The sequence below is a fragment of the Azonexus hydrophilus genome, assembly GCF_905120355.1.
Classification (GTDB): domain Bacteria; phylum Pseudomonadota; class Gammaproteobacteria; order Burkholderiales; family Rhodocyclaceae; genus Azonexus.
On sequence record NZ_CAJHOB010000025.1, the window covers coordinates 1 to 12098 of the forward strand.

General features: G+C 60.0%; 12 protein-coding genes. 9 read left to right on the plus strand and 3 right to left on the minus strand.

The features are described 5' to 3' along the window. Positions 1-27 precede the first annotated feature (27 nt). Positions 28-396, plus strand: a complete 369-nt coding sequence (locus JYJ39_RS14255) for a putative iron-sulfur cluster-binding metallochaperone (RefSeq protein ID WP_430622483.1) — start codon at positions 28-30, stop codon at positions 394-396. Between the two features lie 15 nt (positions 397-411). Here JYJ39_RS14255 and JYJ39_RS13460 read toward each other — a convergent pair whose 3' ends face one another. The 3 genes from JYJ39_RS13460 to JYJ39_RS13470 all read right to left on the minus strand — a co-directional run bounded on the left by JYJ39_RS13460 (position 412) and on the right by JYJ39_RS13470 (position 3556). Further along, a complete protein-coding gene (locus tag JYJ39_RS13460; protein WP_430622484.1) occupies positions 412-1233 on the minus strand; it encodes an IS1595 family transposase in 822 nt (273 codons plus the stop codon). Positions 1234-1481: 248 nt separating this feature from the next. Then, the gene (locus tag JYJ39_RS13465) at positions 1482-2882 is read right to left on the minus strand and encodes a heavy metal sensor histidine kinase (protein ID WP_205205070.1); all 1401 of its coding nucleotides are present in this window, start codon (positions 2880-2882) and stop codon (positions 1482-1484) included. Continuing rightward, positions 2879-3556, minus strand: a complete 678-nt coding sequence (locus JYJ39_RS13470) for a heavy metal response regulator transcription factor (RefSeq protein ID WP_027458833.1) — start codon at positions 3554-3556, stop codon at positions 2879-2881. Before JYJ39_RS13470 ends, JYJ39_RS13465 begins: the two co-directional genes overlap by 4 nt. 178 nt (positions 3557-3734) lie before the next feature. Here JYJ39_RS13470 and JYJ39_RS13475 point away from each other — a divergent pair, with 178 nt between their 5' ends. From JYJ39_RS13475 to JYJ39_RS13510, 8 genes are all read left to right on the plus strand, one after another. Beyond that, on the plus strand, positions 3735-4376 hold the full coding sequence (locus JYJ39_RS13475; protein ID WP_205205071.1) for a c-type cytochrome: 642 nt from the start codon (positions 3735-3737) through the stop codon (positions 4374-4376). 96 nt (positions 4377-4472) lie between these two features. After that, positions 4473-4913 (plus strand): DUF411 domain-containing protein, encoded by a 441-nt coding sequence (locus tag JYJ39_RS13480; RefSeq protein WP_205205072.1) that lies wholly within the window; start codon positions 4473-4475, stop codon positions 4911-4913. Positions 4914-4934: 21 nt separating this feature from the next. Further along, positions 4935-5279 carry a copper-binding protein gene (locus JYJ39_RS13485; RefSeq protein WP_027458831.1) on the plus strand — a complete coding sequence of 115 codons (345 nt, stop codon included), beginning with the start codon at positions 4935-4937 and terminating at the stop codon, positions 5277-5279. An 80-nt stretch (positions 5280-5359) separates the two neighbouring features. After that, a complete protein-coding gene (locus tag JYJ39_RS13490) occupies positions 5360-6631 on the plus strand; it encodes a TolC family protein (RefSeq protein WP_205205074.1) in 1272 nt (423 codons plus the stop codon). After that, the gene (locus JYJ39_RS13495; RefSeq protein ID WP_205205076.1) at positions 6628-8217 is read left to right on the plus strand and encodes an efflux RND transporter periplasmic adaptor subunit; all 1590 of its coding nucleotides are present in this window, start codon (positions 6628-6630) and stop codon (positions 8215-8217) included. The genes JYJ39_RS13490 and JYJ39_RS13495 overlap by 4 nt, the downstream gene beginning before the upstream one ends. An 11-nt stretch (positions 8218-8228) precedes the next feature. Then, a complete protein-coding gene (locus JYJ39_RS13500; protein WP_205205078.1) occupies positions 8229-11363 on the plus strand; it encodes an efflux RND transporter permease subunit in 3135 nt (1044 codons plus the stop codon). Between the two features lie 44 nt (positions 11364-11407). After that, the gene (locus JYJ39_RS13505) at positions 11408-11749 is read left to right on the plus strand and encodes a c-type cytochrome (RefSeq protein ID WP_240189666.1); all 342 of its coding nucleotides are present in this window, start codon (positions 11408-11410) and stop codon (positions 11747-11749) included. 56 nt (positions 11750-11805) lie between these two features. Further along, positions 11806-12078 (plus strand): hypothetical protein, encoded by a 273-nt coding sequence (locus tag JYJ39_RS13510; RefSeq protein WP_205205080.1) that lies wholly within the window; start codon positions 11806-11808, stop codon positions 12076-12078. Positions 12079-12098 lie beyond the last annotated feature (20 nt).

Below are 12098 nucleotides of genomic sequence, written 5' to 3' on the forward strand. Positions count from 1 at the left end.
CGGCCTTAGCTTATTCCAGCCCGGTGGCTGTCCAAACGACCGGGACCACCGCACCCGACGCGGACCGTCGCCCACCACATCAAGGAGCCGTGGAACTGGACGCCGACCGCCGAACGGTTCTACTTCTGCGACGATCCCGACTGCGATGCCGTCTATTTCGGAGACGATGGCTCGGTTGTCCCCAAGTCCATGTTGAGGACGCGGGCCGGAGCGAAGGAGCGGGACGGGGATTCCCTGCTGTGCCACTGTTTCGGCGTAAGCAGGGCCGACTTCGACAAAGACCCGTCCATCAGAGATTTCGTGGTGGAGCAGACCAAGGCGGGACGCTGCTCCTGCGAGACCAGCAATCCGTCCGGGCGGTGCTGCCTGAAAGACTTCCCCAAGCCGAAAGGCTGACCGGCAGCGAAGCCGCTACCCGATGGCCGCCTCCAAAAACCGCTTAGCGGAAAGCCCATTGCCTTCGCGGTCGATGATGCGGTGCCATGCCAGATAGTTCGGGATGTTCTTGGTCGCCACGCCGTGGAACCGGTCCAGCCATCCGTCCAGCCGGCTGCAATAGGCGTTCGCGTTGTTGATGTGCAGGGTCCCCTGCGTCTTGTGCTTGGCGTTCGCGGGAACCTGCATCAGGCTCACGTTGAGGGCCTTGGCCACCTTGCGGTATGCCTTGGCGGAATCGGAGACCAGCACGGCGTCGGGGACGACCCTGCCGGCCAGCACCGGAGCGATGGACGCCGCCGAACGGGTCGGAATCCGGGCCGTGAGCGTTCCCTTCATTTCGCGCTCCCGAGCCACCAGAACGGGAATCTGGTCGGGGCCGAGGCCGCGTGTCCTGCCGGGCGTCCCGCGTTTCTTCGGCGGGCGGGGCAGGCCGCCACGCTGGCCCTTGAACGATTCGAGGATGTAGGTTTCGTCGGTCTCCACGAGGCCGGACAGGGTCCCGGGCTGCTGGTTCAGCGGGGCTTGGAGGAAGCGGTGCCTCCACTTGAACGCGGTGGGGACGCTGACGCCCAGCCGCTCGGCCGTCACGCGGACGCTTAGGCCGGCGGCCATGAGCCTCGCGTTCTCCAAGTGCTTCTCCGGCATGTGCAGGCGGGCCAGCGGAGTGCCGGTCAGGGCGTTGAAGGTCCTTGCGCAACCCGTTTCCCGGCAGCGGAAACGCTGCCGGCCGTTCGCGTGGCCGTCCTTCACGAACCGAACGCTGCCGCAGTGTGGACACGCCCTCACGCTCGCCATGCGAGCCTGTTCGACGGCCGATTTCACCACCTGCCTCGCGGACGGAGAGGGCTTTTTTGACCGTCTCGATCTCGTCGGCGGAAAGGGCCGCCACGGCGGCCATCATCCGTTTCAGTTCCCTTGGCGTCATACGAAAGCTCCGTTTTTGTTCTTCGGGAGATGCTATACGTATAACGCACAATAAATCAATGGGTTGACTTTCTCATCCCACTATTTCTTGAATATAGCCATTTACAAAAAGCGGCCCCCTACTGATGGGCACAGGGTAAAGAAAGTGTGAAGCGCGTTTTTCCACCTTCCGAGTTGACGCCAACATCCCCGCCATGAGCCAACACAATAGATTGGGTTATCGCCAGCCCTAAGCCTGAATTTTCGGTCGTGCGCAGGCGCGAACTGTCGACACGGTAGAAACGATCAAACAGGCGGGGCAAATGTTCGGTAGGGATATCGCTCCCTGTGTTCTCGACGGAGACCAAAATCCTACCTTCACGGTTATTGTCGACTCGAACGGTAACCTTGCCCTCGTTCGGCGTGTGGCGCAGCGCGTTGGATAGCAGATTGCTAACCGCCCTGCGCAACATCAATCGGTCGCCGACGATTTGGCCGTTACCTGTGAGCGACAAGGCTATCGATTTCTCTTCGGCAAGCACGCCGTAATACTCCAGCAAATCGCCAATTTCCTCGGCAAGGTCTATCGGCTCCTGATTGGGGATGATCTGGTTGTTGTCGGCCTTGGCCAGGAAAAGCATGTCGGAAATGGTTCGCGACAAGCGTTCGAATTCTTCCGTGTTCGACGCCAGGGTGTCCCGGTAGTCTTCTGCGGAGCGTGCTTTCGAGAGCGTGACCTGTGTCTGGGTCAACAGATTGCTGACCGGCGTTCGCAACTCATGAGCCAAGTCCGATGAAAAATCCGACAGGCGCTGAAAGGACTCTTCCAAGCGCGAAAGCATGCCATTCAATGTGTCGGCCAGATCCGCCAATTCGCGGGGGATGGCTTCGACCGGCAAGCGGGTATGCAGGCGATTGGCGGTGATCTCAGCCGCCTGCCGCTTAATGGCCAGTAAAGGCAACAGGCCGCGCCGGACGACAAACCAGCCGAGCAATCCCATCGCCAGAGTCGCCAGGCTCATGAACCCCCACAAAGTCTGCCGGAAGGAAGTCATGAAGTGCTCGTGATGGGTGATTTCGGTGGCAATTGCCACGGTGTAACTAACGCCACCATCGGTGCCTTTGACCATCGAGGAAACTCCCCGCCATGGCTGGCCGTCGTTGCTGTTCCATTTGACGGGTTGCTCGCGCCTTGGTGTCGCGCCAATGCTTAGTAGATCCTGCGGAAACACCATCGCTTCGTTGGCATACAGCATTTCGCCATTCTGGTCATAGACGGCAACGATCAACCCGTGATGCCCCGTCAGCGCATCGTCCAATTGCTGGGTCAGTGTCTCTTTCGGCTGACTATCTGGTTTTCGTTCCAAGATATGCCTTGCCAACTGCATTTTGCCGGTCAGCACATCCAAATCCTGCTCTTCGAAGTGGCGCTCAACCGCATTGCCGATAAGCAGGCCGAGCAGGAACAGCACAAAGGCCGAGGCCAGCGCGAACAGCAGAGTCAGCCGGAGTGTCAGTGAGGGGCCGCGGATTGGGGTCAATCGGTAATCTCCAAAACATAGCCCATGCCGCGCACGGTCTGAATCAATTTGGGTTCGTACCCCTCATCAATCTTGACCCGAAGGCGTTTGATGGCGACCTCAATGACGTTCGTGTCGCTGTCGAAATTCATGTCCCAAACCTGGGAGGCAATCAGCGACCGAGGCAGCACTTCGCCCTGGCGGCGTAACAGCAGTTCAAGCAGCGCGAACTCCTTGGCGGTCAGATCGATGCGTTTGCCGGCGCGATTGACCCGGCGGCGCAGCAGGTCGAGTTCGAGGTCGGCGGCGCGCAGGAACTCGGACTCCTTCGCCTTGCCGCCCCGCCGCAGCAGGGTCCGGACTCGCGCCAACAGTTCGGAGAAGGCAAAGGGCTTCACCAGGTAGTCGTCGGCGCCCAACTCCAGTCCCTTGACCCGGTCCTCGACCTGGTCGCGTGCCGTCAGAAACAGTACCGGCATTTCCTTGCCGGCTCGGCGAATACCTTGCAACACCTGCCAGCCGTCGATGCCCGGGAGCATGACGTCGAGGATCGCCAGATCATAGGCCTCGGTCAGCGCCAGATGCAGCCCGTCGAGGCCATTGACGGCCAAATCCACGACGAAGCCCGCCTCGACCAACCCCTGCTTGAGGTAAGAGCCGGTTTTGGTTTCGTCTTCCACCACAAGAATTTTCATCGTTCTCTCCACCAATCATTGGCTATTGATGGCGCATTTTCCGTCGCTTTTAAAGGCCGATTGCCTAGATTACGGAAATGTAATCCGCAAGTCAGCAAGATGTTGGTTTGGTAAAGACAAAATAGCAATTTCGGAGCAAGACCAATTGGACTCCGCATACCCTTACTGAGAAAAAACTATGTGCAGATTTATTTGGGGTGCTCTGGCAACCATCGGCTTGGGCGCGGCAACGGCGGGGATCGTCGTCGTGGCAGGCGTCGTCGATGTCGGCGCCGATACCCCCCACAGTTCATTCACCTACCAGGCGCTGACGTTTGCCCGCGAAAGAGCCATTGCCAGCCGTACGGGTGAAATCCAGACCCCGGCTGATCTTGCCGATCCCGAGCGCGTGCGACGCGGGGCCGGCAACTATGCGGCAATGTGCGTCAATTGCCACCTGTCTCCGGAAGCGCCGGATTCGGAGATTGGCAAGGGGTTGTATCCGACTCCCCCCAATCTTTCCGAAAAACCGGCGGCGCCATCGTCACGTGACGCTGCCCGCGATTTCTGGATCATTAAGCACGGCATCAAGGCTTCCGGTATGCCGGCCTGGTCGAAGGGCGGCATGGAGGATGAGGCCATTTGGGACCTGACGGCCTTCCTGCAAAAGATGCCTTTGCTGTCGGCGACCGCCTACGAGCAACTGGTGGCAGCCAGTGACGGTCATTCCCATGGCGGACTGGAAGGCCACGAAGAGGCACCAGCAGCCCCGGTCGAGGAAAAGCCGGTGGCCAAGGGCAAAAATGCGCACAGCCATGACCACGGAGCGCACAAACATTAACCCCATAAAGATTACAAAAATGTAATCCGACGGACAGCAAATTGTTGGCGTCGGCTATCCATACTGACGCCACTCGACTGACACAGGAGCTTCGCCATGCGTAACCCCTTTCTTGTTCTTGCTTTGAGCTCCGTCCTCGGCGCCGGCCTTTCCACTGCCGTGGCGGCCGGCGAAATGGTGGATGTTTACAAGAGCCCGAATTGCGGTTGCTGCGGCAAGTGGGTCGATCATCTGAAAAATGCGGGCTTCGAGGTCCGCTCGCACAACGTCATGGACGTCCCGGCGGCCCGCAAACAATTGGGGATGCCCGATCGGCTGGGCTCCTGCCACACCGCCAAGGTGGCCGGCTATGTGGTCGAAGGCCATGTGCCGGTTGCCGACATCCAGCGTCTGCTCAAGGAAAAACCGAAAGCCCTCGGCATCGCGGTGCCGTCGATGCCGCCAGGATCGCCGGGCATGGAAAGCCCGAGACCCGTCCCCTACAACACGATGCTGGTCCAGGCCGGTGGCGAAACCAGCATCTTTGCCAAACATTGATCCCCCAAACAGGAGAAACTCATGAAAGCACTTATCACCGCCTCACTGATCGCCTTTTCCACCCTCGGCGCCGTTTCTGCCCAAGCTGCAAGCGACCATGCCGGGCATGCCATGGCCTCGCCGAGCGCCGCGTCTGCTGAAATGCAGATGATCGACGCTCAGGTCAAGAAAGTGGACAAGGCAGCCGGCAAAGTAACCTTGTCGCATGGCCCACTGACCAACCTGAACATGCCGGCGATGACCATGGTACTCAAGGTTTCCAATGTCGCCTGGTTGGACCAGATGAAAACCGGCGATAAGATTCGCTTCATGGCCGAAAACGTGAATGGTGCCATCACCGTCGTCCATTTCGAACCCGCCAAATAACCCAATCGACTGACGGCGAGACGGTGCTTACCTCTCGCTGTCAGCATGCTTCATAAAAACAAATATTGCAGGGAGGTCGCATGCGCCGACTCAGGCCGTTACCCATTTTGATCCTGGCGCTTGCCACCGCCTTTGGGTCGCCCGTGCTTGCCCAAGACGCCGCCCTTGGTGCGAACGTGGACAGCCTGATCAATTATGCCAAGACACGCAATCCGGAGTACGTCGCGATGCAGGCCGAGGCCGAAGCGTCAGGCGAGCGGGTGACGCCGGCCGGTGCCTTGCCCGACCCGAAGTTTCGGACCGAGTTGCGTGACATAACGCGGATGGGCGAACAGAGTGCCACGCTAGCCCCAAATCGCGTCGGCAGCACCCGTTACTTGCTGATGCAGGACATACCCTGGTTCGGCAAGCGTGACCTGAAGCGCGAAATTGCAGAGCTTGAAGCCGACGGCGCCAAGGGTCGTGCGCTGGGCACATGGGCCGATGTGGCCGGGCGGATCAAAGTCAATTTCGCCCAGCTTTATTACGTGCACCGCAACGAGCAATTGACCCGCGAAATCCTCGACCTGATGACCCGCCTGGAAAAGGTCGCCCAGGTTCGTTATTCCGGCGGCCTGGCGGCGCAGCAGGATGTTATCCGCGCCCAGGTTGAGCAGACCAACATGCGCAACGAATTGATTGCGCTGGAAACCGAACAGCACCACCTGCATGCCCGGCTGAATGCCTTGCTGGCCCGCCCAAGCAATGCGCCCTTGCAGGAACCAGCGCAGTTGCGCAAGCTGCCGACTCCCGTGGCGCTGGATTACGCCACGTTGGAAGAGCGCGTGCGAACCCGCAACCCGCAACTGTTCGCCGACGAATCGAAAATCAAGGCCGCCGAGAAATCCCGCGACCTGACCTACAAAAACCGCTATCCCGATTTTACGCTGGGCGTATCCCCCACCCAGTACCAGAGCGCCATCAAGGAATGGGAGTTGATGGTCGAGCTGAATATCCCGCTGCAGCAGTCTTCGCGCCGGGCGCAGGAGCGAGAATCGGAATCGATGCTCAATGCCGCCCGCTCGCGCAAGGAAGCCACTACCAACCAAGTCTCCGCCGAACTGGCCGAGGCCCTGGCTGGTATCGAAGCCGCCCGCCGCACGGAAAACCTGCTGGCCAACAGCCTACTGCCGCAGGCCGAACTGACCTTCAAGGCGGCGCTGGCCGGGTATGAGACCGGCAAGGTCGATTTCGCCACCTTGCTCGATGCCCAGCGCCAAATCCGGCAGGCCCGACAAAACCAGCTTAAGGCCCAAGTCGACGCCCAGATGCGTCTGGCCGAAATCGAACGTCTTTTAGGGGAAGATCTATGAACAAGGGTGCAGGTCTGACCATCGGCGTTATTGCCGTTGCTGTGGCTGCCGGTGGTGGTTACTGGCTGGGCGGACGTGGCGGCGCTTCCCATGGCGATGCGGCACCGGTCACCAGCGCCCCGGCCGAGCCGGCCAAGAAAGAGAAAAAGCTGCTGTTCTACCGCAATCCGATGGGACTGCCCGACACCTCGCCGGTGCCCAAGAAAGACCCGATGGGCATGGACTACATCGCCGTCTATGAAGGCGAGGATGACGACGAGCCGGCGGCCGCCAATCAGATCAAGATCAGTACCGAGAAGGTACAAAAACTGGGCGTGCGCAGCGAAGCCGCGCAACTCCGCGTCCTCGACAAGGTGGTGCGCGCTTCAGGCCGGATTGAGCCGGACGAGCGCCGCCTGTACGCGATTTCGCCCAAATTCGAAGGCTACGTCGAGCGCCTGCATGTCAATGTGACCGGCCAGCCGGTCGGCAAGGGGCAGGCGCTGTTCGAGGTGTACAGTCCGGAGCTGGTCTCCGCCCAGCGCGAATATGCGATTGCCGCCCAAGGCGTCGAAGCGCTGAAGGACGCCGGCGGCCCGGCGCGGGACGGCATGCAGCAACTGGCCGAATCCAGCCTGCTGCGCCTGAAGAACTGGGACATCTCGGCAGAACAGCTCAAGGCCCTCGCCAAATCCGGCGAATCGAAGCACACGCTGACTTTTCGCTCCCCCGTGAACGGTATCGTCACCGAGAAAAAAGCCGTTCAGGGCATGCGCTTCATGCCCGGCGAGGCGCTCTACCAGGTGGCGGACCTCTCCTCGGTGTGGGTTGTCGCCGATGTCTTCGAGCAAGACATTGGTCAGGTCAAGACCGGCGCCAAAGCCAAGGTCAGGATCAATGCCTACCCGGACAAAGTGTTCGAAGGCACGATTACCTACGTTTATCCGACCCTGAAGGCCGAGACGCGGACGGTGCCGGTTCGGGTCGAACTGCCGAACCCCGGTCAGTTGCTGAAACCGGCCATGTTCGCCCAGGTTGAGTTGCCGGTCGGCGCAAAGGGAGAAGTCGTTACCGTACCGACCTCGGCCGTGATTGACAGCGGCACCCGCCGCATCGTGCTGGTCCAGGCGAAGGAAGGCCGTTTCGAGCCACGCGAGGTCAAGCTGGGGCAACGCAGTGACAACCATGTTGAGGTGCTTGAAGGCGTCAAGAATGGTGAGCCGGTGGTGGTTGCCGCCAATTTCCTGATCGACGCCGAAAGCAACCTGAAGGCGGCGGTCGGCGGTTTCGGCCATGCTAGCCACGGCAGCCAGCCGAAGCCGGAGTCAGCCAAGCCTGCTGCTGTCGGGCATCAGGCCGAAGGCACGGTCGAGGGGTTCGACGCCAAGGCAGGTATGCTGACGCTCAATCACGGGCCGGTCGCCAGTCTCAAATGGCCGGGCATGACCATGGAGTTCCAGGTCGCGACGCCGGCGCTGTTGAGCGGACTCAAACCGGGTGCGACGGTGGCCTTCGAGTTTGTCGAGCGCAAACCAGGTGAATGGGTCGTCACCAGCATCAAACCGATGGCTGGAAAAGTGGCGGCCAATCCCCACGCAGGCCACTGACAGGGGATACCATGCTCGCCAAAATCATTGAATGGTCGGGGCGCAACCGCTTCCTCGTCCTGCTCGCCACGCTGTTTGTTGTCGTCGGTGGTGTCGTTGCGGTCATGAAAACGCCGCTCGATGCCTTGCCCGACCTCTCAGACGTGCAGGTCATCGTCTATACCGAATACCCCGGCCAGGCGCCACAGGTCGTCGAGGATCAGGTCACCTATCCGCTGACGACGGCCATGTTGTCAGTGCCGAAGTCCAAAGTGGTTCGCGGCTTCTCTTTCTTCGGCGCGTCCTTCGTCTACATCATTTTTGAAGACGGCACGGACATTTATTGGGCGCGGTCCCGGGTACTGGAATACCTCAACTTTGCCGCCGGCCGCATGCCCAAGGGCGTCACACCGCAAATCGGTCCGGACGCCACGGGCGTCGGCTGGGTCTATCAATACGCGCTGCTCGCCAAGGACAAGACGCTGGCCGAACTGCGGACGCTGCAGGACTGGTATCTGCGCTATCAACTGACCAAGGCACATGGCGTCGCCGAAGTGGCTTCGATTGGCGGCTTCGTCCAGACCTACCAGGTCACGGTTGATCCGGTGAAGTTGCGCGCCTATGGCATTCCGCTAGCGGCGGTTTCAAAGGTCATTCGGGAATCGAACCGCGATGTCGGCGGGCGTGTCGTCGAGATGGCGGAAACCGAATACATGGTGCGCGGCAAGGGCTATCTGCGGGGCACAGGCGATATTGAAAATCTGGTGGTTAAGTCACAAGGCGGGACGCCCGTCTTGGTTCGTGACATTGCCCGTGTCGAACTGGCGCCGGACGAGCGGCGCGGTCTCACCGAGTTGAATGGTGAAGGTGAAGTGGTTTCCGGTATCGCCATGGCGCGCTACGGCCAGAACGCGCTGGAGGTCATTCACAACTTGAAGGAAAAAATTGGTGAGATTTCTGCCGGGCTTCCGGAGGGCGTGACGATCCAGACGGTCTATGATCGTTCGGAATTGATTCACCGTGCGATCGATACTTTGACGCGCACCTTGGCGGAAGAAAGTCTCATTGTCGCGCTGGTCTGCGTCGTCTTCCTGATGCACATGCGCAGTGCTTTGGTAGCCATCCTGATGCTGCCGGTCGGGGTGCTGATTGCCTTCATCGCCATGCGATTGCTGGGAATGAACTCGAACCTGATGAGTCTGGGCGGTATCGCCATTGCCATTGGGGCGATGATCGATGCGGCCATCGTGATGATCGAAAACGCCCATAAGCACATCGAGCGTTTGCCGGAGGATCATACCCACGGGGATCGCATCGAGGCAATGATTGCGGCCTGCAAAGAGGTCGGCCCCGCACTGTTCTTCTCGCTGCTCATCATCACCGTTTCCTTCCTGCCCGTCTTTACGCTGGAGTCCGAGGAAGGACGTCTGTTCTCGCCCTTGGCCTACACCAAGACCTTCTCGATGGCGGGCGCTGCATTGCTGTCGGTGACGCTGGTGCCGGTGCTGATGATGCTGTTCATTCGCGGCAAAATCATGCCGGAATCGAAAAACCCGGTGAATCGTTTCCTGATCTGGGCTTATCGCCCGATCATCGCCGGCGTCATGCAATGGAAAAAGACCACTATCGTGGCCGCACTGCTCGCGCTGGTGGTCTCGATTTATCCGGCCAGCAAGTTGGGCTCCGAGTTCATGCCGACGCTGAATGAAGGCACGCTGCTCTACATGCCGGCTTCGCTGCCCGGGATGTCGATCACCAAAGCGGCGGAACTGTTGCAGACCCAGAACAAGATCATCAAGAGTTTCCCGGAAGTCTCATCGGTTTATGGCAAAGCGGGTCGTGCCAACACGGCAACGGACCCGGCGCCGACGGAGATGTTCGAGACGGTGATCAATCTGAAGCCGGAATCCGAATGGCGCCCTGGATTGACGACCGACAAGCTGATCGCCGAAATGGACAAGGCCTTGCAGTTCCCGGGCGTATCGAACGCTTGGACGATGCCGATCAAGGCGCGCATCGACATGCTGTCGACCGGCATCCGGACGCCAATCGGGATCAAGGTGTTCGGCAAGGATCTCAACGAGATGGAACGACTGGCCCGCGAAATCGAGACGGTCGTCAAGGCAGTTCCAGGCACTACCTCGGCTTTCGCGGAACGGATTACCGGCGGTTTTTACCTGAATATCGAACCGGACCGCACCCAGTTGGCCCGCTATGGGCTGGCGGTCGGCGATTTGCAGGATGTTATCGGCCAGGCCTTGGGCGGCGAGATGGTTACCACGACCGTCGAAGGGCGCGAACGGTTTGGCGTCACCGTGCGCTATCCGCGTGAACTTCGTTCCGATCCGCAGCAGATTGCCCGCGAGGTGCTGGTGCCGACCATGGAGGGGGCAATGATTCCGCTCGGCCAATTGGCCCGCGTCGAGGTGGCCAAGGGAACGCCCGGCATCCGGACTGAAAACGCGTTGCTTTCCGCCTATATCTTCGTGGACATTCGCGAACGCGACATCGGTGGCTATGTCGCCGATGCCAAGAAGGCGGTGGCGGAAAACGTGAAATTCCCGCCGGGCTATTACGCGACCTGGAGCGGCCAGTTCGAATCCATGGAGCGCGCGATCGAGAAAATGAAGATCGTCGTCCCGGTGACGCTGTTGATCATCTTTCTGCTGCTTTACCTGAACTTCAAACGTCTGACAGAGACCTTGATTGTCATGCTGTCGGTGCCGTTTGCGCTGGTCGGCGGGGTCTGGTTGATGTGGTTGCTCGGTTACAACCTGTCCGTTGCCGTCGCCGTGGGCTTCATCGCCCTAGCCGGGGTTGCAGCGGAAACCGGGGTGATCATGCTGATTTACCTTGATCATGCCTGGGAAGCGCTGAAGGCCAAGCGCCGGACGGAAAACCAAGCGCCAACCCTGCACGATCTCTACGAGGCCATCATGGAAGGCACCGTGGAGCGGGTTCGCCCGAAGATGATGACGGTGGTGGCGATCATGGCCGGCCTGTTGCCGATCATGTGGGGTACCGGTACCGGCTCAGAAGTCATGAGTCGCATTGCGGCGCCGATGGTTGGCGGGATGATTTCCTCGACGGTGCTGACGCTCGCAGTCATCCCCGCCATCTACGCCCTGGTCAAGCAGTGGCGAATGAAACGGGGGATGGAGCAATGAGACACAAGCTTTCGCATTGGATTCCTGTGGCTCTTGTTGTGGCCATGCTGCCAAGCCTTGCCCAGGCTCAAGGCTGGAGCATTCCCAAACCCAGTCCCGGCCTAATGCCCAATCCCGGCACGGGCAAGGCGCTGTTCGCCAATCACTGTGCGGGCTGTCATGGCGGCGACTTGAAGGGATCGGAAAAGGGACCGCCCCTGCTGCACAAGATCTATGAGCCGTCACATCATGCCGATGCGGCGTTCCAGTTGGCCGTGGCCAACGGTGTGCGGGCCCATCACTGGAAGTTTGGCGACATGGCTCCGGTGAAAGGGGTGACGCCGGACGACGTCGCCCACGTCACCGCCTATGTGCGGGCTGAGCAGCGGAAGGTTGGCATCCAATAGCGGATGCTTCAAACAAAGCACTATCAGGGGGGAAACTGTCCAAAGAAGACGATTCAATGCGACCGTTTGAGGATGCCGTTGCCATTCTTGTGGTGCTCACCACCGATCTGAGAGACCATCATCGCGATGCCTTCGATGCGGCAATGCCGGATCTGTTGCGGCTTACGCGAGGCAAGGCATCCGCGCTGGCTTATGTGCGTCGGATTGTCGCTGTCGAACTGAACTCCCCCCATAACCCACAGTGGCAGGTTTCCGCAGGCGAATTCGAGAGGCGGAGGCAACAGGTCTTTCTGGGTAACCGTCCGACCACTACCGTCTTTCCGAGTTAATCGGAGTCAGGCAGCAGCGT